The sequence below is a fragment of the Streptomyces achromogenes genome (genome assembly GCF_030816715.1).
Classification (GTDB): Bacteria; Actinomycetota; Actinomycetes; order Streptomycetales; family Streptomycetaceae; genus Streptomyces; species Streptomyces achromogenes_A.
Window position 1 is genome coordinate 2,975,871 of record NZ_JAUSYH010000001.1, and the last position, 26,986, is coordinate 3,002,856.

Annotated in this window: 20 protein-coding genes; 8 read left to right on the top strand and 12 right to left on the bottom strand. The window is 70.5% G+C overall.

Annotation, left to right across the window (positions count from 1 at the left end):
• Positions 1–4: 4 nt before the first annotated feature.
• From QF032_RS13425 to QF032_RS13450, 6 genes are all read right to left on the bottom strand, one after another.
• The gene (locus QF032_RS13425) at positions 5–1,186 is read right to left on the bottom strand and encodes a serine hydrolase domain-containing protein (RefSeq protein WP_307056080.1); all 1,182 of its coding nucleotides are present in this window, start codon (positions 1,184–1,186) and stop codon (positions 5–7) included.
• 278 nt (positions 1,187–1,464) lie between these two features.
• Positions 1,465–3,762 carry an FtsX-like permease family protein gene (locus QF032_RS13430; RefSeq protein WP_307056081.1) on the bottom strand — a complete coding sequence of 766 codons (2,298 nt, stop codon included), beginning with the start codon at positions 3,760–3,762 and terminating at the stop codon, positions 1,465–1,467.
• On the bottom strand, positions 3,759–4,445 hold the full coding sequence (locus QF032_RS13435; protein ID WP_373430470.1) for an ABC transporter ATP-binding protein: 687 nt from the start codon (positions 4,443–4,445) through the stop codon (positions 3,759–3,761). Before QF032_RS13435 ends, QF032_RS13430 begins: the two co-directional genes overlap by 4 nt.
• Before the next feature lie 63 nt (positions 4,446–4,508).
• A complete protein-coding gene (locus QF032_RS13440; RefSeq protein WP_307056082.1) occupies positions 4,509–4,937 on the bottom strand; it encodes a hypothetical protein in 429 nt (142 codons plus the stop codon).
• Between the two features lie 404 nt (positions 4,938–5,341).
• Positions 5,342–8,089: a pyruvate, phosphate dikinase gene (ppdK, locus tag QF032_RS13445; protein ID WP_373430333.1), complete on the bottom strand. Its 2,748-nt coding sequence runs from the start codon at positions 8,087–8,089 to the stop codon at positions 5,342–5,344.
• A gap of 434 nt (positions 8,090–8,523) precedes the next feature.
• On the bottom strand, positions 8,524–9,723 hold the full coding sequence (locus tag QF032_RS13450) for an ROK family protein (protein ID WP_307056083.1): 1,200 nt from the start codon (positions 9,721–9,723) through the stop codon (positions 8,524–8,526).
• Between the two features lie 137 nt (positions 9,724–9,860).
• Between QF032_RS13450 and QF032_RS13455 the strand changes: the two genes are divergently transcribed.
• The 3 genes from QF032_RS13455 (at position 9,861) to QF032_RS13465 (ending at position 15,620) form a co-directional block, all read left to right on the top strand.
• Positions 9,861–11,426, top strand: a complete 1,566-nt coding sequence (locus QF032_RS13455) for an MGH1-like glycoside hydrolase domain-containing protein (protein WP_373430334.1) — start codon at positions 9,861–9,863, stop codon at positions 11,424–11,426.
• Complete coding sequence (locus QF032_RS13460) at positions 11,423–13,372, top strand: amylo-alpha-1,6-glucosidase (protein WP_307056084.1); 1,950 nt, start codon at positions 11,423–11,425, stop codon at positions 13,370–13,372. Before QF032_RS13455 ends, QF032_RS13460 begins: the two co-directional genes overlap by 4 nt.
• Positions 13,373–13,574: 202 nt before the next feature.
• Entirely contained in the window at positions 13,575–15,620 is a 2,046-nt protein-coding gene (locus QF032_RS13465) for a CDP-alcohol phosphatidyltransferase (protein ID WP_307056085.1), read from the top strand.
• Positions 15,621–15,766: 146 nt separating this feature from the next.
• On the opposite strand, the gene dusB is transcribed toward QF032_RS13465, so the two are convergent.
• Positions 15,767–16,909, bottom strand: a complete 1,143-nt coding sequence (gene dusB, locus QF032_RS13470) for a tRNA dihydrouridine synthase DusB (protein WP_307042778.1) — start codon at positions 16,907–16,909, stop codon at positions 15,767–15,769.
• Positions 16,910–17,018: 109 nt separating this feature from the next.
• On the opposite strand from dusB, the gene QF032_RS13475 reads away from it, so the two are divergent.
• A complete protein-coding gene (locus QF032_RS13475) occupies positions 17,019–18,464 on the top strand; it encodes an MFS transporter (RefSeq protein WP_307056086.1) in 1,446 nt (481 codons plus the stop codon).
• Between the two features lie 76 nt (positions 18,465–18,540).
• Here the strand turns inward: QF032_RS13475 and QF032_RS13480 are convergent, their stop codons facing one another.
• Positions 18,541–19,422: a helix-turn-helix transcriptional regulator gene (locus tag QF032_RS13480; RefSeq protein ID WP_307060248.1), complete on the bottom strand. Its 882-nt coding sequence runs from the start codon at positions 19,420–19,422 to the stop codon at positions 18,541–18,543.
• A 212-nt stretch (positions 19,423–19,634) separates the two neighbouring features.
• Between QF032_RS13480 and QF032_RS13485 the strand changes: the two genes are divergently transcribed.
• The 3 genes from QF032_RS13485 (at position 19,635) to QF032_RS13495 (ending at position 22,791) form a co-directional block, all read left to right on the top strand.
• Positions 19,635–21,089, top strand: coding sequence for an MFS transporter (locus QF032_RS13485; RefSeq protein WP_373430335.1), 1,455 nt, complete (start codon positions 19,635–19,637; stop codon positions 21,087–21,089).
• Between the two features lie 149 nt (positions 21,090–21,238).
• The gene (locus QF032_RS13490; RefSeq protein ID WP_307056087.1) at positions 21,239–21,460 is read left to right on the top strand and encodes a hypothetical protein; all 222 of its coding nucleotides are present in this window, start codon (positions 21,239–21,241) and stop codon (positions 21,458–21,460) included.
• A 308-nt stretch (positions 21,461–21,768) separates the two neighbouring features.
• Positions 21,769–22,791: an AraC family transcriptional regulator gene (locus QF032_RS13495; RefSeq protein WP_307042785.1), complete on the top strand. Its 1,023-nt coding sequence runs from the start codon at positions 21,769–21,771 to the stop codon at positions 22,789–22,791.
• A gap of 114 nt (positions 22,792–22,905) precedes the next feature.
• Here the strand turns inward: QF032_RS13495 and QF032_RS13500 are convergent, their stop codons facing one another.
• The gene (locus tag QF032_RS13500) at positions 22,906–23,502 is read right to left on the bottom strand and encodes a TetR family transcriptional regulator (protein ID WP_307056088.1); all 597 of its coding nucleotides are present in this window, start codon (positions 23,500–23,502) and stop codon (positions 22,906–22,908) included.
• 25 nt (positions 23,503–23,527) lie between these two features.
• Positions 23,528–24,538, bottom strand: coding sequence for an aldo/keto reductase (locus QF032_RS13505; protein ID WP_307056089.1), 1,011 nt, complete (start codon positions 24,536–24,538; stop codon positions 23,528–23,530).
• A gap of 202 nt (positions 24,539–24,740) precedes the next feature.
• On the opposite strand from QF032_RS13505, the gene QF032_RS13510 reads away from it, so the two are divergent.
• Positions 24,741–25,853, top strand: coding sequence for an endonuclease/exonuclease/phosphatase family protein (locus QF032_RS13510; RefSeq protein ID WP_307056090.1), 1,113 nt, complete (start codon positions 24,741–24,743; stop codon positions 25,851–25,853).
• Here the strand turns inward: QF032_RS13510 and QF032_RS13515 are convergent.
• Together QF032_RS13515 and QF032_RS13520 are read right to left on the bottom strand one after the other, a co-directional pair.
• Complete coding sequence (locus QF032_RS13515; RefSeq protein WP_307056091.1) at positions 25,832–26,035, bottom strand: DUF397 domain-containing protein; 204 nt, start codon at positions 26,033–26,035, stop codon at positions 25,832–25,834. The two genes, QF032_RS13510 and QF032_RS13515, sit on opposite strands and share 22 nt — an antisense overlap.
• On the bottom strand, positions 26,017–26,859 hold the full coding sequence (locus tag QF032_RS13520) for a helix-turn-helix domain-containing protein (RefSeq protein WP_307056092.1): 843 nt from the start codon (positions 26,857–26,859) through the stop codon (positions 26,017–26,019). Before QF032_RS13520 ends, QF032_RS13515 begins: the two co-directional genes overlap by 19 nt.
• Positions 26,860–26,986: the final 127 nt, after the last annotated feature.

The window sequence follows — 26,986 nt, forward strand, 5'->3', positions numbered from 1 at the left end:
GAAGTCAGCCCGTGGCCGGGACCACAGGGCCGAAGGAGGCCGCGGCTATCCGCTGGACGTAGCGGATCTCGGCGCCGTTCACACCGGTGGGGTTGACCGAATAGACGATCTTGCGGGCGAGGTCGCGGGTGGAGAACACACCACTGGTGTAGCCGGGACGGGAGCCGGTCTTGCCCCAGACCACGACGCCGTTGGATGCCTTGACCCGCATCAGGCCCATGGCCATACAGGCCCGGCCGGCGTCGGCCTCGGTACGGCACTGGCTGCTGCGGAAACTGGGAACGTCCGGGACCGCGAAGAGCTCGGCCTGCTGGGCCGGCGGAAGGAAGCGGCCACGGAAGAGCGCGGATATGAAACGGTCGAGGTCGGCGGGGGTGGAGATCATGCCGCCCTCGGCCCAGGGCCAGGGACTCTGCTCCGTGACGTCCACCGGATGCGTGGTGCCGTCCGAAGACGTGACCGTCAGATAGCCATGGGAGTGCGGGCCGGGCAGCCGCGGATCGTGGGCGTCGGGAACGTACGTATCGCGCAGGGCCAGGGGCCGGGTGATGCGGGACCGCACCTCCTCGGCGAAGCCGTGTCCGGTGATCTTCTCGACCAGCAGGCCGGCGACGTAGTAGTTCATCCCGTTGTACTGCTGCGCGGTACCCGGCGCGAACTGCACGGGCTGGCCCGCCATCAGGTCGATCACCTGCTGCGGTGTGAAGCTCTTGAAGCGGTTGGCGGCGAACCATTCGGCACTGCCGTCGCCGAAGTCGGGGTTGCCGGCGCCGCGCGGAAGCCCGCTGGTGTGGTTGAGCAGCTGACCGACAGTGACGGAGGGCAGGTGGGCAGGCAGAACGCCCGGCAGGTACCGCTGGACAGGCTCGTCCAGCTCGATCCGGTGCTCGGCGGCGAGCTGGAGAACGATCGTGGCGGTGAACACCTTGGAGATGCTGCCGATCCGGATGTGCGCATTGGACGGCACGCCTTGACCGGTCATCAGGTCGCCCACACCCGAGGTGCCCGACCAGTGGCCCGCACGCCCGGTGATCCGTAACAGCGCTCCGGTGACGTCCGCATTCGGCAGACGGCCGATTGCGGCCTCGAGCTCGACCGGATCAAGCCCGGGCAACGGCGCGGTGACGACAGCGCGGGCCGGACCCGAAGGGGCGGCGGAGGCGGGCGAGGCCAACGCCGTGGCCAACAGGCTTCCGCAGGCGGCCAGGGTGATCCAACAGGTTCGACGCGCAGAGCTGTTCACTGTGGGGCGCTCCATGATGGTGATGGGTGAGGGGTGATGGGACCGGCATTCGACCGGCCCACCACCAGTCTCATCCGCACCGACACCCCAGCCCATCAGGGACGCCCCTGATCCGACCCCGATCCAACCCTGGTACTCAGTCGGCTCCCGCCCACCGTTCCCACGGCACAACGGAAAGAGGGGCGGCGCCCAACCAGGCACCGCCCCTCTCAACCCCGTCATCAGTCCCGACGAATCAACTCCGGATCAATCCGCCGCCCCACCAACGGCAAGGACCCGAGAGCGGCGACGACAACGACCCCAAGGGCCGCCCCCAACAACAACGGCAACCCGTCGCCGTCCCAGAAGACGGCTCCGCCGCCAGTGACCAGGTAACTCGACTCAGCCATCTTCCCGATCACCACGGCCAGCACGAGGCCGACCGTCAACGGCAGAACAACCTGAGCCACTTGAACGGCCTTCAGCGTACGGGGCCTGGCCCCCAGCAACGTCAAGGCGGTGACCTGCGGACGACGCTCTACGGCCCTGTCCGTGGCGGCCACGAGATAGGCCGCCACACCGATGATCAGCCCGAGGATCATGCCCACGGCCAAGAGGGTCTTGATGACGGTGATCTGCTGGAGAGCGGCGGCGTCGACGCCGTCCAACTCAACCTCGATCGTGGGGTCGACCCTCGCGACGCCCTCGAGCACGGAGCGCACGGTGTCTGGATCCGAACTGCTGATGAGGGCAAGCGTGGCCCTCGTCTGCGGACGGAAGCCCGAAGGAAGAGCGGAAGGCGGGATCAAGACTGCTCCGCTGCCGGCCAGCTGCGTTGCTGTGTCGTCGTGGTAGCGAATCGTCCGGGACGGCACTTGAATCGTCTCGAAGCGACTCTTGCCCTCCGCGTTCTGCAACTGAAAGGGGAAACGCCTCCCAGCCTTACTGAACTCATTGTTGGCGTAGTCCGGAATGGCGAGCCGTGCAGAACGCCCTTCCACGCAGTTCTCAACTACCGACGCCATTCTGCGCAACTGGTCGCAGGTGGCGATCACCGCACTAATACTCTCCGGCCACTTCTCACTGTTGGGATCGGTCCATGAGCTCGCGAGGACAGCGTGCCCTCGCACTCCTGACACCCGTTTCATGGCCTGCTCCTCACGAGGACTCATGCCGCCGAGTGGCATCGTGTAGAGCTGAACCCGTGCGGTGTTCTTCGACACTTGGTCCAGCTCGATGAGCACCCCCTGAGTAAGGGAGGCGGCGTACACTAGAAGCACCAGACCCGTCGCCACACGCAAAGCTCCGCCCGGTTCCATCTCGTTGCGACGCATGGCCAGACCGAGGGACAGTGAACTCGTCACTCGGGCCACTCTGCGAGCAAGAACACGCGAGAGAATCGGAAGCGTCAACACGAGGCCAGCACCGACCAGCACGACGGCGAGGGGCATCAGGATCGCGGAAAGCGACGTCTCACTGGGTGCATGCCCTGTCGCTCCAGCCACGCAATATCCGATGACGATGCCCATGCCCGGAACGAGCGGGAGCAGGCCCCACAGACGGGGTGGCTTCTCCACCGCGCTGCGCCGCACGGCTAGTGGGTTGGCGGCAGCCTTCTTCGCACCGGCCCTGCCCACGAACCAGGCAAGTGCCGGGCAGCCCACCAGGCAAACCAGGACCGTACTCCCAGACAGCGCGCCATCATTCGGGTACCACTTGAATCCAGGCAGCCCCACTCGTGACACCAACTGGTTGACGACCCAGTACGCGCCCAGACCGAGAACGGCACCCAGCAGGGCTGCGGCGACAGTCTCCGCGGCGTTGACGCGCTGCGTGCCCTTTCGGCTCAGACCGAGCAGACGCAACGCGGCCAGCCGCCTCACACGAGAGGCAGCCGACAGTCGAGCGCAGACGGAAAGGAACACCGCCAGCGGAAGCAGGACGACGCCTGCGAGAGTGAAGCGGAGGATGTCGAGCGTCGAGGGTTCGACGGTCGGAAAGCGCGGATAGCGCGCGCCAAAAGAAGACAGACGCGCGCCGCTCTTCAGCTGATCAAGGCTGGTGCCGACGTACGCATACAACTCGTCTGGATGCGCGAGCCCTTGGGCGGAAATTACACCGATCTCACTGCCTGGCAGGAGCTGACCAAGGCCTGCGTCTTTCTTGAGAAGCTCATGCACTCTTGGAGAAACGAAAACTTCTCCGGGACCGGGAAGGCGCGGGATACCTGGCGGCGGATCGATTCGCTCTCGCCCAGACGCCACGAAGATCCGAGCAAGGGGTTCCGAACCGTAGGGGTCCATTCTGGTTAGTGCGCGCCCATCTCCCTTACTGGAGAAACAGACACCACCTCCGTTCGAGCAATCAGGGTCACGGGCTGCCTTGCGAGCGTCTTGAGCAGCCAGAATCCCAGGAATCGCGAGGACAACTGCGAGGCAACAGATACCAATTGCACTTCCAGCGACCATGAGCAGGAAGCGCACACGGCTCCCGCGCCCACTGCCCAGCAGCAACCGCAGCCCCAGAAGGAGCTCACTCACGACGCCTCCCACACCTGAGCTGTGAGCAATCCGTCGCACATGTTGTAGCGACTGTCTGCTCGAGCTGCCACTTTCGCATCGTGAGTCACGAGAACCACAGCCGTCCCTTGATCCCGGGCGAGGGTGAGAAATTCATCCAGTACCGCGGTTGCGTTGCTCGTATCAAGTGACCCAGTCGGCTCATCCGCGAATACAACGGCAGGCCTGTGGACCAAAGCACGAGCCACCGCGACGCGCTGACTCTGTCCGCCGGACACTTGCGACGGACGTCGAGAACGCAATTCTGACAGGCCGAGCCGTCCGAGAATGTCAACAGCTGCCATGATGGCTTCATCTTTTCGTTGGCCGGCCAGCCGAAGTGGCAACGCGGTGTTTTCTTCCACGGTCAGCTCAGGCAACAGTTCGCCGTATTGAAAGACGAAACCGAACCTTTCGCGACGAAGTGCACTTAGCTCTTCGTCAGTGAGTGCCGCGAGTGCCCGCCCCTCAAAGGCGACCTCACCGCGAGCCACTGGCAGCACTCCGGCCAGGCAATACAACAGTGACGACTTCCCAGACCCACTTTGTCCGGTGATAGCCACGACCTCTCCTCGCCCAAGAGAGATCTCCGCACTTCGAACAGCCAGCGTTTCTCCGTAGAAGAGGTCAACTTGCCTGGCAGACAGGACTTCCGACGTGTTGATCTTGCTCTCCTCGCAAGAAAGCGAGCCCAGGCGCAACCGACTGGGCTCGCGAGCGGACAGGGACTAGCCGCGGTCCCAATTGTGCGAGTAAACCTGCTCTTCAGCACAGTTATCAGGGCGCAGGCTGCCCCGATCCCGACACACGCGGAACCTTGCCTTGCCCGTGTAGCGTTGAGCTCCGGCCCACATGGACTTATGCAGGGCGACAGCACGATTCTGCTTGCCGTAGTAGCGTTTCCAGCCGTAGCCCTCGATCTTGACTTCGACATACACGTTGTGCCGATCAGTGGCACCCGCATCCAAGAGACGCCCCGACCATTCAAAAGCACCGTGGTTAACGCCCGGTCGATTGAACTTGTACTGACCGTCAGCGAACTCCACCCCCGCCGACCGAAGGTATGGGATCTCCCCCTTCACCGGCGAGGCGAACGCTGCCACCGCCGCGCTGAGCACCAGGGCCACTGAAGCCACGCCGAGCACTGTCCTCTTCACGCCATACCTCCATCACCGCCAGCGACACCATCCATCGCCTTGAGTAACGGACTGTAGCGGTGCGTATGTTGACAGAAACGATCTATCACCGCGTAACCACCACATCAGGTGATCGACTTCCAGCCACACCGCCTGAAACAGGAAGGTGAGAGGGCACCCTCGCGCAGATGTGCGGCCGGCTTCCCTGCCTGGGAGGTCTGCCGTCTTCATGCATCGGGGAGTTGGGTTCGGCGTTCCCAGCGGACTGCGTGGCGTATCTACTGGTGGAGCAGGGCGAAGGTCTGCTCGGCGCAAAAGAAGACGGCACCCCCGCACAGGGTGCCGTCTTTTTGTGGGCCGGGGCCGCCGTCGATCGGTGAGGGTCGGGGACCGGCGGCGGTCCCGGGGTTCGGTGCCCGGCGGGGTCAGCGGTGGTCGCTGCCTGTCGACTGGGTCGCCGCGCGGCCTGCCTCCAGGCGGGCGACCGGGATGCGGAACGGGGAGCAGGAGACGTAGTCCAGGCCCACCTCGTGGAAGAAGTGCACGGACTCCGGGTCGCCGCCGTGTTCGCCGCAGACGCCGAGCTTCAGGTCGGGGCGGGTGGCGCGGCCCGCTTCCGCCGCGGACTTGACGAGCGAGCCGACGCCGTCCCTGTCGATGGTCTCGAAGGGGCTGACGCCGAAGATGCCCTTCTCCAGGTAGGCCGTGAAGAAGGAGGCCTCGACGTCGTCGCGGCTGAAGCCCCACACCGTCTGCGTGAGGTCGTTCGTGCCGAAGGAGAAGAACTCGGCGGCCTCGGCGATCTGGCCGGCGGTGAGGGCCGCCCGCGGGAGTTCGATCATCGTGCCGATCGCCAGCTTCAGCTCGACGCCGGTGGCCGCCTCGACCTCGGCGATGACCTGGTCGGCCTCCTCGCGGACGATCTCCAGTTCCTGGACCGTGCCGACCAGCGGAATCATGATCTCGGCGCGCGGGTCGCCCTTGGCGTTGCGGCGCTCCGCGGCCGCCTCGGCGATGGCGCGGACCTGCATCGTGAACAGGCCGGGGATGACCAGGCCCAGGCGCACGCCGCGAAGGCCCAGCATCGGGTTCTGCTCGTGCAGCCGGTGCACCGCCTGGAGCAGCCGCAGGTCGTTCTCGTGGGACTCCTGGCGGGACTCGGCCAGCGCCACGCGTACGGACAGCTCGGTGATGTCGGGCAGGAACTCGTGGAGCGGGGGGTCCAGGAGGCGGACCGTCACCGGAAGGCCGTCCATGGCCTCGAAGAGCTCGACGAAGTCCTTCTTCTGTAGCGGGAGCAGCTGCTTCAGCGACTCCTCGCGTTCCTCCTGGGTGTCCGCCAGGATCAGGCGCTCCACCTGCTCGCGGCGGTCGCCGAGGAACATGTGCTCGGTGCGGCACAGGCCGATGCCCTGGGCGCCGAAGCGGCGGGCGCGCAGCGCGTCCTCGGCGTTGTCGGCGTTGGCGCGGACGCGCAGCCGGCGCTTGCGGTCGGCGAAGGCCATGATGCGGTGGACGGCTTCGACGAGCTCGTCGGCGTCGTCGGCGCCCGCGTGCATCCGGCCCTCGAAGTACTCGACGACCGGGGACGGGACGACGGGTACCTCGCCCAGGTAGACCTTGCCGGAGGAGCCGTCGATGGAGATGACGTCGCCCTCCTCCACCACGTGGCCGCCGGGCACGGTCATCCGGCGGCGCTTGGTGTCGACCTCGAGTTCCTCCGCGCCGCAGACGCAGGTCTTGCCCATGCCGCGGGCCACGACCGCCGCGTGGGAGGTCTTGCCGCCGCGGCTGGTCAGGATGCCCTCGGCGGCGATCATGCCGTCGAGGTCGTCGGGGTTGGTCTCGCGGCGGACGAGGATGACCTTCTCGCCCGAGCGGGACCACTTGACGGCGGTGTAGGAGTCGAAGACCGCCTTGCCGACGGCCGCGCCGGGCGACGCCGCGATGCCCCGGCCGACCTTCTCGACCTTGGCGTCCTCGTCGAAGCGGGGGAACATCAGCTGGGCGAGCTGCGCGCCGTTGACGCGCTGCAGCGCCTCCGTCTCGTCGATCAGGCCCTGGTCGACGAGCTGGGTGGCGATGCGGAACGCGGCGCCGGCGGTGCGCTTGCCCACGCGCGTCTGGAGCATCCACAGATGGCCGCGCTCGATGGTGAACTCGATGTCGCAGAGGTCCTTGTAGTGGTTCTCCAGCGTCTCCATGATGCCGAGCAGCTGGTCGTAGGACTTCTTGTCGATCTGTTCCAGTTCGGCGAGCGGGACGGTGTTGCGGATGCCGGCGACGACGTCCTCGCCCTGGGCGTTCTGGAGGTAGTCGCCGTAGACGCCCTGGTGGCCGGAGGCGGGGTCGCGGGTGAAGGCGACGCCGGTGCCCGAGTCGGGGCCGAGGTTGCCGAAGACCATCGAGCAGACGTTGACGGCGGTGCCGAGGTCGCCGGGGATGCGCTCCTGGCGGCGGTAGAGCTTGGCGCGGTCGCCGTTCCAGGACTCGAAGACGGCCTTGACGGCGAGGTCCATCTGCTCGCGCGGGTCCTGCGGGAAGTCCCGGCCGGCCTCGGTCTTGACGATCTTCTTGAAGCGGGTGACCAGCTTCTTGAGGTCGGCCGCCTCCAGCTCGGTGTCGACGGCGACCTTCTTCGCCTTCTTCGCCGCCTCCAGGGCGTCCTCGAAGAGCTCGCCGTCCACGCCGAGGACCGTCTTGCCGAACATCTGGATCAGCCGGCGGTAGGAGTCCCAGGCGAAGCGGGCGTCGCCGGACTGCTCGGCCAGGCCCTGGACCGACTTGTCGGAGAGGCCGATGTTCAGGACGGTGTCCATCATACCCGGCATGGAGAACTTCGCGCCGGAGCGTACGGACACCAGCAGCGGGTCGTCGGCCTGGCCGAGTTTCTTGCCCATCCGGTCCTCGAGGGCGACGAGGTGTGCGCTCACCTCGTCACGCAGTGCCGCCGGCTCTTCGCCGCTGTCGAGGTAGACCTTGCAGGCCTCGGTGGTGATGGTGAAGCCGGGAGGGACGGGGAGGCCCAGGTTGGTCATCTCGGCGAGGTTCGCGCCCTTGCCGCCGAGGAGGTCCTTGAGTTCCTTGTTGCCCTCGGTGAAGTCGTAGACGAACTTCACGCCCTCAACGCTCGCGGCCTGCTCGGCACCATGAAGATCTTTGTTTTCCGACACGGGTCTCGACTCCTCGAGGACGCGGTGGCTGCCCTGACGGGCAGGAACATACCCAGATCAAAGGCTTCTGGGTACGTCCACTTGCGCGTCATGCGCGCGTAACCAGCCGTCCGCCAGCGGATCGAAAGTCAAGGCTTGGCAAGCGCAGAGCAGTCGGTGTTTTCACCTCTTGAACGCAAGCACCTCCCATCCGTCGCCCTTTGCGCTCAGATGAGCGTCGAGTGGCGCGATTGTTTTCGATCGATGAACGATCAAGAGGTGGCACTCAGTGCCACCCCTTGGAGAAGTGCAGTCGCTCCCGATTCGCTCATCTGAGCACTGCCCCCCTCAGGGGTGGCGAGAATCACGCTGCCTCGGACCTCCCGATGTCACCATGCGGACGCCTCCGCGGATGGAGCCGGGCGAAGGAAACCCGTCCGTCACACGAGCGTGCCTCAGACCCCCAGGGCCAGCAACCGCGCCTCGGCCCGTTCGGGCGCGTACAGGTGCTCCACGACCAGCGCGCCCGCCCCGACCAGGCCCGCCCGCTCCCCCAGCCGTGAGGTCACGACGTCCAGCCGGGCCGTGGAGCGGGGCAGCGCGCGCTGGTAGAGCAGCTCGCGCACGCCGGTGAGGAAGGCGGTTCCGGCCAGATCCCCGGCGATCATCAGCACCCCGGGGTTGAGCAGCGTCACGACCGTCGCGAGCACGTCCCCGACGCTGCGGCCCGCCTCACGGGCCAGTGCGGCCGCCTCGGGGTGCCCGGCGGCGAGCAGGTCGCGCACATCCGAGCCGGATGCCGCCGGCACCCCCGCCTCCGCCAGCCGGCGGGCCACGGCGCCGCCGCTGGCGACGGCCGCGAGGCAGCCGTGCGAACCGCAGCGGCACAGCGCGTCCGCGCCCACCCGGATGTGCCCGATGTCGCCGGCCCCGCCGTCCACGCCCCGGAAGATCGCGCCGTCGACCACCACTCCGGCGCCGATGCCGGTCGATACCTTGACCAGCACGAACGCCGAGCAGTCGGGGTGACCGGTGCGCTGTTCGCCGTACGCCATGAGGTTCGCGTCGTTGTCGACGAGGACCGGGACCGCGGCGGGCGCGCCGGTCCGCTCCGTGAAGGCGCGGGACAGCCGGCCCCGTATGTCGTAGCCGTCCCATCCCGGCATGATCGGCGGCTGGACCACCCGCCCGGTCCCGGAGTCCACGGGGCCGGGGACGCCGAGTCCGATGCCGCAGACCTCCTGCGGCCGGTGGCCCGCCTTCTCCAGCAGTCCGGCGAACCAGCCGCCGAGCGCGTCGAGCACGGCGTCCGGGCCGTCCTCGACGACCAGCGTGCCGCCGCGCTCCGCCAGGATCTCCCCGGTCAGCGTCAGTACGGCGGCGCGCGCGTGTCGGGTGTCCAGGTCCGCCGCGAGGACGACCGCGTGGGCGTCGTCGAACTCGAGGGTGATCGAGGGGCGGCCGCCCAGCGGGGAGTCCACCGGGCCGCCGGCGCCCTCGCGCAGCCAGCCCGCGCGGAACAGCCGGTCCAGGCGCTGGCCCACGGTGGCGCGGGAGAGTCCGGTGGCCTGCTGGAGGGCGCCACGGGTCGTCGCGCGGCCCGTGCGCACCAGTTCGAGCAGATCCCCGGCGCTGCCCTGACCTCGTCCCGTCATGCGCACCCCCTTGTGTTCATCAAGCCTGCATTACATATTGGGTTCTGCGTGTTAAATAGACGTAACTGATATAACCCTACGGCCACTGCCGAGCCCCTGCCGCGCGCGGTGGTCTCGTCGTCTTCGGGGAGCCCCGCGTGGATCGCACCGCCCAGCTCGTCGGCCGCGCGGCCGAGCCCACCGTCGCAAGCCTCTCAGGCGTCACAGAAGTAGCGGACGTAACAGGTGTCACAGACATAGCAAACATCGCAGACGTCGCAGACGCCGCAGACGCCGCAGGCGTCCCACACGCGATCGGCGGCTCCGCCTCCCTCCGTGCGCTGCACAGGGGAGCGGTGGCGGTGCTGGACGCCAACTGGACGGGCGCGTCCACGGTCCCCTCGCGCGGCCTGTACCCGCACCAGTGGTCCTGGGACTCGGCGTTCGTCGCCATGGGACTGCGGCACGTCTCGCCGCGCCGGGCGCAGACCGAGCTGGAGACGCTGCTGAAGGCCCAATGGGGCGACGGGCGCATCCCGCACATCGTCTTCAACCCCTCCGTGCCGCTCGACGCGTACTTCCCGAGCCCCGACTTCTGGCGCTCCTCGACCGCGGGCCGCGCTGCGGGCGCCCCGCGCACCGTACAGACCTCCGGCATCGTGCAGCCACCGGTGCACGCGCTCGCGGCCTGGCTGGTGCACCGCGCCGATCCGGGGCTCTCGCGGGCCCGCGGCTTCCTCGCCCGGGTGTACCCGCGGCTGGCCGCCTGGCACCGCTATCTGGTGCACCGGCGCGACCTGGGGGGCGGCGGGCTGGCGTCGGTCGTCCACCCGTGGGAGCAGGGCATGGACAACTCCCCGAGCTGGGACGCCCCGCTCGCCCGGATCACGCCCGCTCCCGCCCGCTCCTTCCGCCGCGCCGACCTCGACCACGGGGCGGCCGAGGACCGTCCGACGGACCTGGACTACGGGCGGTACGTCCGGCTCGCGGCGGAGTACCGGGACGCGGGCTACGCCGACACGGGCCGCACCCGCGCGGGCCGCGCCCACACGGATCACGTGGGCCGCACGAGCCACACGGGCCGCGCCGACGGTTTCGCCGTCGAGGACCCCGCGTTCAACGCGCTGCTCATCGCCTCCGAGCACGCCCTCGCGCACATCGCGGACGAGCTGGGGGCGACGGGCGCGGCCCGCCACGCGCGCGCGGAGCGGCTGACGGCGGCGCTCGTCGAGCGGCTGTGGGATCCGGCGGAGGGCATGTTCTTCTGCCGGGACCTGAACGGCGGGGGCCTCGTGCCGGAGCGCGGCGTCTCCGGTCTCGTCCCGCTCCTGCTGCCGGGGCTGCCGCACGAGATCGCCGCCGCCCTCGTGCGGACCCTGCGCGGCCCGCACTTCGGGCTGGGGTCCACCACCCGCCTCGTGCCCAGCTACGACCTGCTCGGCGAGGCCTTCGACCCGCACCGCTACTGGCGCGGCCCGGCCTGGTTCAACACGAGCTGGCTGCTGGAGCGGGGTCTCGCGCTGCACGGCGAGCACGCCGGGGCGCAGGCGCTGCGCCGGGCGGTGCTCGACCTCGCGGGCTCCTCGGACTTCGCCGAGTACGTGGACCCGTACACGGGCGAGGCCTGCGGAACGACCGGCTTCAGCTGGACGGCCGCGCTCACGCTCGACCTCGTCCACCGGGACGGGCCGGGCACCGGTACCAAGGGAGGGGACCTGGCATGACGGACCGGCATCATCTGCTCGTGTTCGGCGGGACATTCGCCGCCGTGGACGACCGCGGGGACATCAGCGGAGTGAGGGGGACCGGCACGGCCGCCGGGTCCCCGGAGGGACTGTTCGTCCGGGACGCCCGGCACCTCAGCCGGTGGCAGCTGACCGTCGACGGCGCCGTGCCGGAGACGCTCTCGCCGGTGACGGACGGGGAGGCCGCGCGGTGCGTGCTGGTCCCGCGCGGCGGACGAAACGAACCGCCGGCCTGCACGGTCTTCCGCGAACAGGCCGTCGGGGACAGCTCGTTCGTGGAGTCGCTGCGGGTGGTCAGCAACCGTCCGGTGGCGACGACGGTACGTCTCGCGGTGACCGCGGACGCCGACTTCGCCGACCAGTTCGAGCTGCGCGCCGACCACCGCACCTACGCGAAGACCGGGGCCGTCCGCGGCCGCCAGGTCCTCGACGACGGGGTGGAGTTCGGCTACCGGCGCGGCGCGTGGGCGTCCTGCACGACGGTGACGGCCGAGCCCGCGCCGGACGGTGTGGAGGAGACCGGCACCGGGGCCCGCCGTCTGGTGTGGAGGCTGGAACTGGAACCGCACGGCGCGGCCGAGCTGGTCCTGCGGGTGATGGCCCGGCCGCACGGCGAGCGGCGGGCCCTGCGCGTGCCCCGCTCGCCGGCCTCCGTCGCCGGTCAACTCCAGGCGCTGGAGGACGAGTTCACCGAGGGGGTGGCGTTCCCCACCGGTTGGCCCGCCCTGGCCGCCGCCTGCGCCCGCGGTCTCGCGGACCTGGCCGCGCTCCAGGTCCTCGCGGCCGGTCCGGACGGCGAGGAACTGCGCGTGCCGGCGGCGGGCGCCCCCTGGTTCCTGACCCTGCTGGGCCGCGACGCCCTCCTCACCTCCCTCTTCACGCTCCCCTACCGCCCCCGCACGGCCGCCGCCACGCTGCTGGCGCTGGCCGCGGCCCAGGCCACCGAGGCGTCGCCGCGGACGGTGTCCCAGCCCGGCAAGATCGTGCACGAGGTACGGCACGGCGAGCTCGCGCACTTCGGGCAGGTGCCGTTCGGCCGCTACTACGGCTCGGTCGACGCCACCCCGCTGTTCCTCGTCCTGCTCGGCGCGTACGTCGAACGGACCGCGGACACCGCGCTGGCCCGGCGTCTGGAGCCGCACGCCCGGGCGGCGGTCGGCTGGATGCTGGACCACGGCGGGCTCACCACCCGCGGCTACCTCGTCTACCGGGCCGACCAGGGCGGTCTGGCCAACCAGAACTGGAAGGACTCCCCCGGTTCCATCTGCTCCGCCGACGGCGTCCGCGCGACCGGGGCCGTGACGGCGGCCGGGGCCCAGGGGTACGCCTACGACGCGCTGCGCCGCACGGCGTGGACGGCGCGCACGGTGTGGGGCGACGCGTCGTACGCGGCCCTGCTGGAACAGGCGGCCGCCGATCTGCGCGACCGTTTCCAGCGGGACTTCTGGATGCCGGACCGCTCCTTCCCGGCGCTCGCCCTGGACGGCGCGGGCCGCCAGGTGGACGCACTGGCCTCGGACGCCGGGCATCTGCTGTGGTCCGGGCTGCTGGACAAGGAGTACGGGGAAGTGGTCGGCCGGCGCCTGCTCGAGCCGGACTTCTTCTCCGGCTGGGGCGTGCGCACGCTGGCGGCCGGGCAGCCGGCGTACCACCCGCTCTCCTACCACCGCGGGTCGGTCTGGCCGCACGACAACGCGCTGATCGCGCTGGGGCTCGCCCGCTACGGCCTGCACGACGAGGCCCGGACGGTCGCGCACGCACTGGTCGACGCGGCGGCCGCGACGGGGCACCGGCTCCCCGAGGTCCTTGCGGGCTACGGCCGCGACACCCACGCGGAGCCGGTGCCGTACCCGCACGCGTGCGCACGGGAGTCACGGTCGGCCGCGGCGCCGCTGGCCCTGCTGACGGCGGTCGGCGGCGCGTAGCCGGAAGTGGCGGTGGCGGTGGCGGCAGTGGAAATGGGGATGGGGATGGGGGCGGGGTGTTTGGCGTGGCGTTTGCGCGGTGTTTGCCGAGCGCTGGCCCAGGGGGCTGAACGCGGGCCGGGAGCAGGCCGTACGAAACTGTGGCGGATCCGGCCCGCCTCGGATCCGCCGATCGCCAGGCTTCGTACGGAAGGACCCTCGGGTGCCTGTCTCCACCTCCACCCCCTCATCCCCGCTGCCCGACTCGACAGACCCCGAGGAGGCCCCGGCGGCCCCGGCGGCCCCGACCGCCCAGGCGGAACCTGCGGAGGAGGCGGCGAGGACCGCGAACACGGCCGACCCCGGCCCGGCGGAGGCCACGGGGGAAGCGGGGGAAGCGGCAGGGGACGCCGTGGAACCCGCGGGGGACGCGGACGTGGCTGCGGGGGACGCGGGGGAAGCCGCAGTTGAGATATCGGGGGACGCGGCAGAAGCCGTAGGGGAAGCCGCGGCTGAGACCGCAGGGGACGCGGCGGAACCCGCAGAGGACGACGCGGCGGAGGGCGCAACGGACGCCGCCGGCGGGGCGGGTGTCGTCGCGGAGGCCCGCTGGTGGCGCTGGCGGAGCCGGCATCCGCGGGCGGCCCGGGTGGTGTGGTGGACGGTGACCGTCCTCGCGTTCGGGCTCGTGCTCGGGGCGCTGCTGCTGCCCAACCGGATCGCCGGGCTCGAGGTCAACAGGTTCACGCGGCTGCCCGGGGAGGCCATCATCGGGGCGGCCTTGCTGCTGGCGCTGCCCCGGCGGCCGCGGACGGTGGTCGCGGCGCTGGGCGGGGTGCTTCTCGGCGCGCTGACCGTGCTGAACGTGCTCGACATGGAGTTCACGGAGTACCTGGGGCGTGACTTCGACCTCGTCCTGGACTGGGGCCTGCTGGACGACGCCCAGTCCTACGTGGCGGACTCGATGGGCCGGGCGACGGCGGTGGGCGCCGCGGTCGGCCTCGTCCTGCTCGTCGTGCTGCTGTCCGCGCTGATGGCCCTGGCGGCCGTCCGGATCAGCGATCTGATGGCGCGCGACACCCGGCGGGCGACCCGGGCGACCCTGATCGCCGCCACGGCGTGGGTCACCTGCTCCGTCGTGGGCCTGCAGATCGCCGGGATGCCCGTCGCCTCGCACCGCAGCGCGGACACGCTCGTGAAGAAGGCCCGGCAGGTGCGGCAGACCATCAAGGACGAGGCCACCTTCGGCAAGGAGGTCCGCCACGACACGTTCGGCGCCACCCCGGCCGACCAGCTCGTGCCGGACCTGCGCGGCAAGGACATGATCTTCACGTTCATCGAGAGCTACGGCCGCAGCGCCATCGAGGACCCGGTCATGGCGCCGGGCGTCGACAAGACGCTGGGCGCGAGCACACAGGCCCTGGCGAAGGCCGGCTTCCACGCCAAGAGCGGCTGGCTGACGTCGGCCACGTACGGCGGGAGCAGCTGGCTCGGCCACTCCACCACGCTGTCCGGCCTGTGGGTCGACAACCAGCAGCGCTATCGCTCGGTGATGGCCAGCGACCACCTGTCCTTGACGAAGGCGTTCAGGAAGACCGGTGCCTGGGACACCGTCGGCGTGATGCCGGGCATCCAGAAGGGCTGGCCGGAGGCCAAGTACTACGGACTGGACAAGGTCTACAACGCCTTCGAGATGGGTTACCAGGGACCGAAGTTCAGCTGGTCGACGATGCCCGACCAGTACGCCCTGGAGGCGTTCCAGCGGCTGGAGCACGGCCGTACCGACCGCGACAAGCCGCTGATGTCGGAGATCATCCTGACCTCCAGCCACCAGCCGTGGGCCCCGATCCCGAAGATGGTGGACTGGGACTCCCTCGGTGACGGCTCGGTGTTCGAGGGCATCGAGAAGGACGGCAAGAAGGCGTCGGACGTCATCGCCGACGGCACCGCGTCCAAGGAGGAGTACGGCAAGTCGATCCAGTACTCGGTGACCGCGCTCACCCAGTGGCTCGAGCGTTACGGCACCGACGACACGGTCCTGGTCGTCCTCGGCGACCACCAGCCGATCGCCCGGGTCAGCGGCGACAACGCCAGCCGGGACGTGCCGATCTCCCTGGTCGCCAAGGACCCCAAGGTCCTCGACAAGATCGCCGGATGGAACTGGACGGACGGCCTCAAGCCGGCCCACAACGCCCCGGTCTGGAAGATGAGCGCGTTCCGCGACAAGTTCCTCACCGCCTACGGCTCGACCCCCCACCCGACAGGCTGACCGGCCGGCGGCGGGCGGTGCCCGCGGGCCGGGGGCCTCGGGCCGGAGGCGGCGGGCCGGGGGCCTCGGGCCGGAGGCGGCGGGCCGGGGGCCGCCGGGCCCCTCAGCCGCCCGAGGTTCAGCAACCCGGGTTCAGCAACCCGGGTTCAGCCGCCCGAGGTGTCGAGTTCCGCCTCCTCGCTGATGCCCGCGCAGTCGTACGGGTCCTTCAGCCAGCCGTCCGGGAGGACGACCCTGTTGTTGCCGGAGGTACGGCCGCGGGGGCCGTCGGCGCCGGCGGGCCAGGGCTGGTCGAGGTCCAGTTCGTCGAGTCCGGCCCGCAGGTCGGCGAGGGAGGAGGTGATCGCGAGGCGTTTGCGCATCTCGCTGCCGACCGCGAAGCCCTTGAGGTACCAGGCGACGTGCTTGCGGAAGTCGACGACGCCCTTGGACTCGTCGCCGATCCACTCGCCGAGGAGGGTCGCGTGGCGGACCATGACGTCGGCGACCTCACGCAGCGACGGCTCGGCGATGTCGTCCGGGCGGCCCTCGAAGGCGGCCACGAGGTCGGCGAACAGCCACGGGCGGCCCAGGCAGCCGCGTCCGACGACGACCCCGTCGCAGCCGGTCTCGCGGACCATCCGCAGCGCGTCCCGCGCCGACCAGATGTCGCCGTTGCCGAGGACGGGGATCTCCGGGACGTGTTCCTTCAGGCGCGCGATCGCCTCCCAGTCGGCCGTGCCGCCGTAGTGCTGGGCGGCCGTGCGGCCGTGCAGGGCGATGGCCGTCACGCCCTCCTCGACGGCGATGCGGCCCGCGTCGAGATAGGTGATGTGGTCGTCGTCGATGCCCTTACGCATCTTCATGGTGACGGGCAGGTCGCCGGCGCCGCTGACGGCCTCGCGCAGGATCGCGCGCAGCAGGTGGCGCTTGTACGGGAGCGCGGAGCCGCCGCCCTTGCGGGTCACCTTGGGGACCGGGCAGCCGAAGTTGAGGTCGATGTGGTCGGCGAGGTCCTCCTCCGCGATCATGCGGACGGCCTTGCCGACGGTGGCCGGGTCGACGCCGTACAGCTGGATCGAACGCGGCTTCTCGGTCGCGTCGAAGCGGATCAGCTGCATGGTCTTCTCGTTGCGTTCGACCAGCGCCCGGGTCGTGATCATCTCGCTGACGAACAGGCCCTTGCCGCCACTGAACTCCCTGCACAGGGTGCGGAAGGGCGCGTTCGTGATCCCGGCCATGGGGGCCAGGACGACGGGCGGCCGGACGGTGTGCGGGCCGATCTGCAGGGGGGACACGGGCGTGGACATTGCTCCATTGTCGCGTATGCGAAGGGGTAGTCCGCTTCCCGGTTGCCCGCGAGATCGTGCAGGACTCATTAGTTAGACGCACTATCGATATCGGCGTACGATGGAACGCATGCCCGAGCTCAGCCCTCGCCGACGTCTCCTGGTTCTCGCGATCTGCTGTATGAGCCTGCTGATCGTGAGCCTGGACGTCACGGTCCTGAACGTCGCCCTGCCCGCGATGCAGCGCGACCTGCACGCGACGACCGCCGGCCTCCAGTGGACGATCGACGCCTACACCCTGGTCCTGGCGGCGCTGCTGATGCTGGCCGGGTCGACCGCCGACCGCGTCGGCCGCAAGAAGGTGTTCATGGCCGGCCTGGTCGTGTTCGCCGCCGGCTCCCTGCTGTGCTCGCTCGCCCCGAACCTGGAGCTGCTGGTCGCGGCGCGGACGGTGCAGGCGGTCGGCGGCTCGATGCTGAACCCGGTCGCCATGTCGATCATCACCAACACCTTCACCGATCCGCGCGAGCGCGCCCGGGCGATCGGCGTGTGGGGTGCGGTGGTGGGCATCTCGATGGCCGCGGGCCCGCTGCTGGGCGGACTGCTCGTGGAGTCGGTGGGCTGGCGCTCCATCTTCTGGATCAACCTGCCGGTCGGCCTGGCGGCCCTGCTGGCCACCCTGCGGTACGTCCCCGAGTCGCGTGCGCCGAAGGCCCGCCGCCCCGATCCGGTCGGCCAGCTGCTGGTCATCGTCCTCTTCGGCAGTCTGACGTACGCGATCATCGAGGCTCCCGAGGCGGGCGCGACCACCAGCGGTCCCTTCGCCGCCGTCGCGGTCGCCGCCCTGCTGGGCCTGCTGCGGTACGAGCCCCGCCGCGCCGAACCCCTCATCGACCTGCGTTTCTTCCGCTCGGCGCCGTTCAGCGGGGCGACCGTCGTCGCGATCAGCGCGTTCGCCGCGCTGGGCGGGTTCCTGTTCCTGTCGACGCTGTACCTGCAGAACGTGCGGGGCCTCGACGCCCTGCACGCGGGGCTGTGGATGCTCCCCATGGCGGTGCCGACGTTCCTGTGCGCCCCGCTGTCGGGCCGGCTGGTGGGCGCCCGCGGCCCGCGGCTGCCGCTGGTGGTCGCGGGGACGGCGATGACGCTCAGCGGGCTGCTGTTCGCCCTGTTCGACGCGGAGACGTCCGACGCGACGCTGTTCCTCGGGTACGTGCTGTTCGGGGTGGGCTTCGGGTTCGTGAACGCGCCCATCACCAACACGGCGGTGTCGGGCATGCCGCGCAGTCAGGCGGGGGTTGCGGCGGCGGTCGCCTCCACCAGCCGCCAGCTGGGCCAGACCCTCGGCGTCGCGGTGATCGGCGCCGTTCTGGCGGCGGGCGTGAGCGCCTCGTCGTACCGCGCCACCTTCACCGAGGCCGCCGTCCCCGGCTGGTGGATCCTCACCGGCTGCGGCGCGGTCGTCCTCGCCCTCGGTGTCCTGACCACCGGCCCGTGGGCCCGACGCACGGCCGAGCGCACCGCGGAGCAGCTGGAGGCCCCGGACGTCCGCGAGGCGGCGGGCGTCACCGCCTGACCCGCGCAAGGCCGCGGGATCGCGGAGCGGCGGCCGAGCATGGCCGCGCGTCCCGGCCTGATCGACCGGAGGACCGTCACCGCGCCGCGCCCTGGGCGTACGCATGCAGCTTCTCCAGACGTTCCCGGCTCTCCTCGTCCACCGGCGTGTACGTCACCATGCGCGCCCCGTGGTCCGGGCTCAGCCAGAGGTCGGTGTGGGTGAGGGTGAGGAGGCCGACGTGGGGGTTGCGGAACTCCTTGGTCTTGCTGCGGCCGACCACCACCTCGTAACGCTCCCAGTTCTCGCGGAACTCCGGTGACTCCGCCTGCAGTCGCTTGACCAGCATCTTCCACGCGGGCTCGGAGAGGTGACCGGCCATCGAGGCGCGCAGTTTCGCCGCCATCAGGCGCATGGACGCGTCGAGGTGGACGACCGACTCGCGCCACTGCGGATGGGTGTGGATGAGGACCATGCAGTTGCGGTCCTGCGGCGGGATCGCGTCGAGGTCGCACAGCAGATGGGCGTAGGTGCGGTTGTAGGCCAGGATGTCGTAGCGGCTGTTCTGGACGCAGGCGGGGAGCGGGTCGAGCTGGTCGAGCAGCAGACGCACCGCGTCGGTGACGCCGGCGCAGGAGGAGGCGGGCGTCGGGTCCGTCGCGCCGGCCAGCTGGAAGAGGTGGGCCCGTTCGCTCGGGTCGAGCAGCAGCGTGCGGGCGAGGGCGTCCAGCACCTGGACCGAGACGTGGATGTCCCGGGACTGCTCGAGCCAGGTGTACCAGGTGACGCCGACGGCCGAGAGATGGGCGACCTCCTCGCGGCGCAGACCGGGCGTGCGGCGGCGCGCACCGCGCGGGAGGCCGACCTGCTCGGGCGTGATGCGTTCGCGGCGGCTGCGCAGGAAGGCGGCCAGTTCGTGGCGCCGGGTCTCCGAGCCGCCCGCCGCTCCGGTCGCGCTCATGGTCTCGGCCGCGCTCATCGTCCCGGCCGAACCCATCGGCCCGACCGGACTCGCCGTCCCGGCCGCTCCGGCCGCACCCGCCGTTGCGGTGGTCGTGGTGCTCGTCGTCTCCTGGGCCATGGTCGTCATGTCTCCAGCCTGCCGCCGCGCGGATCCTGTTGCCAGGTACTCCTTCTACCAGGATAAGGAGACTCTGGTACCCGTCTGTGGGACGGCGCAGGCTCGGCGGCGTGACCCAGACAACCTCGACCCCCGCAACCGTCCCCGCCTCCGCATCCCGGGGCGCCGGCGCCCTGGCGCCGGACCACGCCCTCGGCCCGCTCGGGCTGTTCACGGTGCTGCTCGGCGCGGCGCTCCCCCTCATCGACTTCTTCATCGTCAACGTCGCCCTGCCCACCATGGGCCGGGACCTCGCCGCGAGCGAGTCCGTCCTCGAACTCGTCGTCGCCGGGTACGGACTCGCGTACGCGGTGCTGCTCGTGCTCGGCGGGCGGCTCGGCGACCTGTTCGGCCGGCGGCGGCTCTTCCTGGGCGGCATGGCCGCCTTCGGCCTGACCTCGCTGGCCTGCGGGCTCGCTCCCGACGCGTGGTCGCTGGTCGCGGCCCGGGTCGCGCAGGGCGCGTCGGCCGCCGCGATGGTGCCGCAGGTGCTCGCCACCATCCAGTCGGCCACCGCGGGCCCGCGCCGCGCCAGGGCGATGAGCCTGTACGGCGCGACCGCCGGGCTGTCCATGGTGGCCGGCCAGATCCTCGGCGGCGTGCTGGTCGCCGCGGACATCGCCGGCAGCGGCTGGCGGTCCGTGTTCCTGGTCAACGTGCCGTTCGTGATCGTCGGGCTGCTGCTGGCCGTCCGTACCGTCCCGGAGACCCGCTCGCAGCGCCCCGAGCCCGTGGACGGAGCCGGCACCGTTCTCCTCGCCGCCGCGCTCCTCACCCTGCTCGCCCCGCTCACCGAGGGCAGGGCGGCAGGCTGGCCGCTGTGGACCTGGCTGTCGCTGGCCGCGTTCCCCCTGGTCACCGGCGCGTTCTATGCCGTGGAACGGCGGGCCGACCGGCGGGGCCGCACACCGCTGGTGCCGCCGAGCCTGTTCGCCCTGACCACCCTGCGGCGCGGCCTGACGATCATGGCGCCCCTAGCGGTCGGCTTCAGCGGATTCATGTTCGTGATCGCCGTGGCGTTGCAGAGCGGGGCGGGGCTGGGTCCGGTGCGGGCCGGTCTCGCGCTCGCACCGATGGCGCTGACGTTCTTCCTCGCCTCACTGGCCGGGCCGCGCCTGGTGGCACGGTTCGGGGCGCGGGTGGTGACCGCGGGCGCGGTGTTGCAGGGCGTGGGCGTCGTGCTGATCGTGCTCGCGGTGCGCGCCGACTGGCCGGACGTCGGTTTCGCCGAGCTGCTGCCGGGCGCGGCGGTCGCCGGTGCGGGGCAGGCGCTCCAGCTGCCCGTCGTGATGCGGATCGTGATGTCCGAGGTGCCGCCGGCCCGGGCGGGCGTCGGCAGCGGAGTGATGGTGACCACCCAACAGGCCTCGCTGGCCCTGGGTGTGGCCACCCTCGGCACCCTGTTCCTCTCCCTGGTCCCGGGGATGGGCATGCGGGACGCCCTGCTGACCACGCTGGCCGTGCAGTTGGCCGGGGTGGCCGTGACCGGGCTGCTGAGCCTGCGGCTGCCCCGCAAGGTGGGCTGAGGCCGGCCGGGCGTGACCGCCGTGGAGAGGTCGGGGAACGGCTTGGTCAAGTCGTCACCCCGGAGTCCCTGTTGATGTCGGTCGTGCTGCACACTCCGAGTGGCCCTTGCAGGGGCGGCCGCGCTGTCCCTCGGACACTGGGAGACGTCATGCCGGAGAGCAACACGAGCAAGGTGAGCCGCTTCGACCAGCACGGCCGGCGGCACGTCGTCCGGGTGCGGCGTGCGGGTGTGCAGCGCACCATCAGCTGCGAGACGTGCGGCTGGCGCACAGGGGCGCAGTTCCTGCCCTGGCTGAAGGCGGAGGAGCATCTCGCCAAGGAGCACCAGGCGACCGTGGATCCCTCGGGAGGCGGCGGCGAGCCGCGATGACTTCCGGGAGTTCCGGGGTCGTGTCGGTGGCGAAGGAAGAGATAAGGAAGAGATTTGGGGGACTTCCTGCTCCGCGTCGCCTCGATCAACCGGTCGCCGTCCTCCTCACCCGGACCGCGAGGACGGACCCGGTCCCGACGCCGCCGACGCGGGCCTTCTGGCGGTGCGCGGCGGCGAGTTGGCGTCGACCGGGGCCCTGAATCCGCTTCCTGAAAGCTGAAGTACCCTCCGCAGAAGCAGGAACGGTCAGACCGAGAGAGACGGGGACGGACAGGGGCCCCGGAACACGGACGGAGAGCAGGGGCGCGATGATCGGGACGGCGTTCCGCACCGCGGACGTGCCGGTGGCGGACAGGTTCGAGTACTGGCGTCAGTTGATGGACCGCACGATCGCGCCCAGCGACATGAGCAGTGACTACGCCGCCGACTTCCGGGCGGAGCAGCGGCTGCTCGAACTGGGGGCGGTGCGGGTGTGGCCCGTCCGGGTGCTGCCGACGCGTTACCGGCGCAACGCGCGGTTGGTGCGCCAGTCCGACCCCGAGGAGTACCACCTGTCGCTGGTGCTGGGCGGTGGGCTCGGCTTCGACCACGTGGGGCGGTCCGAGACGTACGGCCCGCAGGACCTGTGGCTGTCCGACAGCTCACGCCCGTACGTCGTCGAGCCCTACGGCATGCAGCCGTCGCCCGGCCGGGAGGTCCCGTTCGTCACCGGGGTGGGCGTGGAGGTCCCCAGGTCGCTGTTGCCGCTGCCGCCGGCCCGGGTCCGGGAGCTCCTGGGCAGGCGGCTGTCGGGACGGGAGGGACCGGGCGCTCTGCTGACGGGGTTCCTCACCGGCCTCGACCAGCAGGCCGCCTTCCTCCAGCCGGCTGACGCGCCCCGCCTGGGCATGGTCCTGGTCGACCTGCTGGCGGCGTGGCTCGCCCATGAGCTGGAGGCGGAGGCCGCCCTGACGCCGGAGGCCCACCGCAGAATCACGATCACCCGGATCCGGGCGTTCATCCGCCAGCATCTGCACGACCCGGAGCTGCGGCCGCCCGTCGTCGCCGCCGCGCACCACATCTCCCTCAGCTATCTGCACCGGCTCTTCCAGGAGGAGGGGACGGGCGAGACGGTCGCGGCCTGGATCCGGGGCCAACGGCTGGCGGGCGCCCGCCGCGATCTGGCGAACCCCGCGCTGCTCACCACGCCGGTCCACGTCATCGCCGCCCGCTGGGGCATCCTCCGCGCCTCCGACTTCACCCGGGCCTTCCGCGCCACGTACGGGATGTCGCCCACGGAGTACCGGTTCCTGGCGCTGACGGCTCCTCCGGGGGACGAGGAAGTCGAGTAGTCGTCTCCGTCCGGCCGCGCCGGTGACAGCCCGTTCGGGCCGCGAGCGTCAGGAACGTCCGGGCCACGCCCCTCAGAACCGTCGAGGTCCTCAGGCCCTCAGGTCCTCAGGTCCTCAGGAGGGGGCGCGCAGTCCCCGTAGCAGCAGGTCGACCACGGCCGTGAAGTCGTCCTCGACGCCCTGCCGTTGCCACACCCGGTGGTAGCCGGGGTCGTGGAAGCGGCCGGTGGCGTGGAAGACGGCGCGGGCGGTGGCCCGCGGGTCGGGGGCGGTGAACGCGCCGGACGCGACTCCCGCCTCGATGATCCGGGTCAGCTGGCCGGTCAGGTCGGCGAGGTGTTCGTCGACCACGTCACCGGTCTCCCCGGTCAGCACCATGTACGTGGCGAACAGTTCGGGGTCGTCGTCCGCCTTGCGGCGCTTGGCCTCGAACAGCGCCGCGAGCCAGTCGCGCAGCCGGGTCTGCGGAGCTCGTGTCGCGTCGGCGGCGATGGCGGACAGGGTCTGCGACGTACGGTCCAGCCACCGCTTCGTGACCGCCGCCCGCAGCGCCGCCTTCGTGCGGAAGTGCCGGTAGACACTGCCGTGGCTGACTCCGAGCGCGCGGGCCACGTCGACCACGGTCGCCTTGGCCGGGCCGTGCCGGCGCAGCACCTCCTCGGTCGCCTCGAGGATGCGCTCGGCGGTCAGGGTCTCGGTGCTCGGTGGCATGCTCAGACCGTACCCGCAGGGCGGGTCAGCGCTCGCTGTCGAGGTGGGCCATCGCGGCGGCCGCGTAGCGCTCGCCTGCGGCCGCGTCGGCCGGGACGGCCTCCTCGATCGCGGTGAGGTCGGCGGCGTCCAGGACGACGTCCAGCGCGCCCAGCGACTCCGCGAGCCGCTCCCTGGACCGGGCGCCGATCAGCGGCACGATGTCCTCGCCCTGGGCCAGCACCCAGGCGATCGCGATCTGGGCGACGGAGACGCCCTTCTGCCCGGCGATCTTCCGCAGGGCCTCCACCAGGTTCAGGTTGTGCTGGAGGTTGTCGCCCTGGAAACGGGGCGAGTGGGCCCGGAAGTCGTCGGCTGCGAGCTTGCGGTCGGCGGTGAAGTGCCCGGAGATCAGTCCGCGCGACAGCACGCCGTACGCGGTGATCGAGATTCCCAGTTCACGGGTGGCCGGCAGGATCGACTTCTCGATGCCGCGGGAGATCAGCCCGTACTCGATCTGGAGGTCGGCGATCGGGGCGGTGGCGGCGGCCCTGCGGATGGTCTCGGCGCCGACCTCGCTGAGGCCGATGTGCCGGACGTACCCCTTCTCGACGAGTTCGGCGATCGCGCCGACCGTCTCCTCGATCGGCACGTCGGGGTCGAGCCGGGCGAGGCGGTAGACGTCGATGTGGTCGACGCCCAGGCGCTGGAGGGAGTAGGCGGCGAAGTTCTTCACGGCGGCGGGCCGGCCGTCGTAGCCGGACCAGGCGCCGTCCGGCCCGCGCAGGGCGCCGAACTTCACACTGGTCAGGGCCTGTTGGCGACGGGCGGCGGGCGCGGTGCGCAGCGCTTCGCCGATCAGCAGCTCGTTGTGGCCCATGCCGTAGAAGTCGCCGGTGTCCAGCAGCGTCACGCCGGCCTCGAGGGCGGCGTGGATGGTCGCGATCCCCTCGGCCCGGTCCCCGCCGCCGTACAGCGCGGACATGCCCATGCAGCCGAGGCCGAGGGCGGAGACCTGGGGACCGGTGAGGCCGAGGGAGCGGGTTCGCATCGTCATGCGCATCAGCCTTACATGACGGATGACAGATTTCAATATCTGTCATCCGTCACTTGTCACGGAGTCGCCGGCTCGGCCCCCACCGCGGTCCGTCCGGTCGACGGGGCGCGAGACGCGAGGACAATGGGATATGTCGGTGCGCAGTCACCTCGGCGGCGCCTGCCGCCGACGAGCGGCCCTTCGCGCCGCCATGGAGGCTGCCATGAGCATCCGCATCGCCACGTTCAACATGGAGAACCTCTTCCGCCGGCCCACCGCGTTCCGCATCGAGGACCCGGCGAAGCGCAAGGAGATCCTGGACGACTTCGCCACGCTGGTCTCCCTCCTCGACCTGCCGGTGTACACGGACGACGACAAGAAGAAGATCGCCGGGCTCGTCGAGAAGCACCGGGCGTACGCGATCGACCCGAAGGACCCGCCGCCGATCTACGTGAACCAGTCACGGCCGGGCAAGGACTCCGGGCTGTTCAAGCCGCCGGGGCCGGGTAAGCACCCCCGCATCGAGGTCACCGCCAAGGGCCGTTTCGCGTGGGCCGGTTGGGCCGAACTGGGGCAGGACGACCTCGACCTGGACACCGTGCGCAACACCGGCCGGGTGGTTTCGGAGGTCGACGCCGACATCCTGCTCACCGTGGAGGTCGAGGACCGGCTCACCCTGGAGCGCTTCAACACGCAGGTGCTCGCCGGAGCGCTCGACCGGCGGCCGTACCCCTACGTCATGCTGATCGACGGCAACGACAGCCGGGGCATCGACATCGGGATCTTCAGCCGGCATCCCATCACGTCCGTCCGGTCCCATCTCTCCGAGACCAACCCGGACCGTCCCAACCAGCGCCTCTTCAGCCGCGACTGCCCCGAGTTCGAGATCCAGCTCAACGGCACGCCCCTGGTGATCCTCGGCAACCACCTGAAGAGCAAGTCCCAGGACGACCCGGAACTGCGGCTGGCCCAGGGGAAGCGGGTCGCGGAGATCTACCGGGCCGCGCTGGAGCGCACCCCGCACGTCATCGTCGCCGGGGACCTCAACGACCACCCGACGAGCGACACGGCCGCGGTACTGGAGGGGACCGGGCTGCGGGACGTGATGAGTCACCGCTCCTACCACGGACTGCCCGGCACGTTCGGTGAGTGCAAGAGCGAGCGGGACAAGATCGACTACCTGCTGCTGTCGCCCGAGGTGTGGCAGGAGGTCCAGCAGGTCGGCCTGGAGACCCGTGGCATCTTCGCGGACGGCATCAAGTCCTTCGACACCGTCACCTCGAAGGTCGACGCGGCCTCCGACCACGCCGCCCTCTACACGGACGTCGACCTGTAGGCGCGCACGAAGCAGCTCCAGGCGTCCGCGCCGAAGAGGAGCACACCCCGGTCCGGATCCTTGCTGTCCCGAACCGGGACGAGGGTGGGGACGCCTGCGGCGACCTCGACACAGTTGCCGCCGTCCGAGTTGCTGTAGCTGCTCTTGCGCCACGTCACACCGGTCAGGTCGATGGCTCGCACGGCACTTCCTCCAGCACTCGCAAGATGAACATCCGTGACTCGGCAGGGCTGAGCGCCAGGTCACGCACCGCATCATATGTGCGGTGCAAACGCTCCACCTTGCCTGCTTCCTCTACCAGTTCACCGCGCACGTCGTTTTCTGTATAGGCCACGGTACGGCCATCCAGAAGCCTCAGGAACATGGAGTCAGTGCTGTCCAAGCCGTGCAGCCCGGCGCCGAACGGCAACACGTGCAGGGCGACGTTCGGGCGCTCCGCAGCCTCCAGCAGATGTTCCAACTGTCCACGCCATTCCCTGCGGTTACGCAGCGCGTTGCGCAGCACCATCTCGGAGAGGATCACGCGGAACGGTGGCGCTTCGGCCTCGTCCAGCAACTTCCGTCGTCCCACGCGAGCGTCGACCTGCTGCTCCAATTCGTCCCCCTGAAGACCACCCGCCGCGAGTGCCTCACGCGCGTACCCGGGCGTCTGAAGCAATCCTGGTGGCCTACTCACCGAGTACTGCCACAGGCTCACCGCCTCCGCCTCCAGGGCCATGTACCGCCGGTACTGCTCCTTGAACTGCGAAGGGTCCGCGACCGCCAGCTCCCACAGCGTCAGCAGCATCGGCGCCGTCCCGTAGTGCTGGTCCAGCGCCTCGACGACCTCCGGGCTGCCGAGGCTCTGCCCGCCCTCCATCTTCCCGAAGGTCGACGCGGTCCAGCCCAGCACCTCCTCCAACTGCCGCAGGCTGTCCCCCCTGCCCGCGCGCAGCAGGCGCAGCTCCTCCGCGAACCGTCGCCGGGGCTCCTGGCTGCGCCCCGTGACCACTCTCCTCGCCGGCATCCCCGCTCCTTCCGCATTTGTGGAATTTGCGCGGCTGAACGCCCACGAAGGCCTCGTCGACGGCATGTCGGCCCCGCCCGGGGGTCATCCTGACGACGACCCCCACCACCCAGAGTATCCCAACCCT

Coding starts and splice junctions, on each gene's coding strand:
- QF032_RS13450 (WP_307056083.1), bottom strand. CDS start 9,723: ATGACGGGACGAGGTCAGGGCAGCGCCGGGGATCTGCTCGAACTGGTG.
- QF032_RS13460 (WP_307056084.1), top strand. CDS start 11,423: ATGACGGACCGGCATCATCTGCTCGTGTTCGGCGGGACATTCGCCGCC.
- dusB (WP_307042778.1), bottom strand. CDS start 16,909: ATGTCCACGCCCGTGTCCCCCCTGCAGATCGGCCCGCACACCGTCCGG.
- QF032_RS13475 (WP_307056086.1), top strand. CDS start 17,019: ATGCCCGAGCTCAGCCCTCGCCGACGTCTCCTGGTTCTCGCGATCTGC.
- QF032_RS13480 (WP_307060248.1), bottom strand. CDS start 19,422: ATGAGCGCGGCCGAGACCATGAGCGCGACCGGAGCGGCGGGCGGCTCG.
- QF032_RS13490 (WP_307056087.1), top strand. CDS start 21,239: ATGCCGGAGAGCAACACGAGCAAGGTGAGCCGCTTCGACCAGCACGGC.
- QF032_RS13495 (WP_307042785.1), top strand. CDS start 21,769: ATGATCGGGACGGCGTTCCGCACCGCGGACGTGCCGGTGGCGGACAGG.
- QF032_RS13500 (WP_307056088.1), bottom strand. CDS start 23,502: ATGCCACCGAGCACCGAGACCCTGACCGCCGAGCGCATCCTCGAGGCG.
- QF032_RS13505 (WP_307056089.1), bottom strand. CDS start 24,538: ATGACGATGCGAACCCGCTCCCTCGGCCTCACCGGTCCCCAGGTCTCC.
- QF032_RS13510 (WP_307056090.1), top strand. CDS start 24,741: ATGAGCATCCGCATCGCCACGTTCAACATGGAGAACCTCTTCCGCCGG.
- QF032_RS13520 (WP_307056092.1), bottom strand. CDS start 26,859: ATGCCGGCGAGGAGAGTGGTCACGGGGCGCAGCCAGGAGCCCCGGCGA.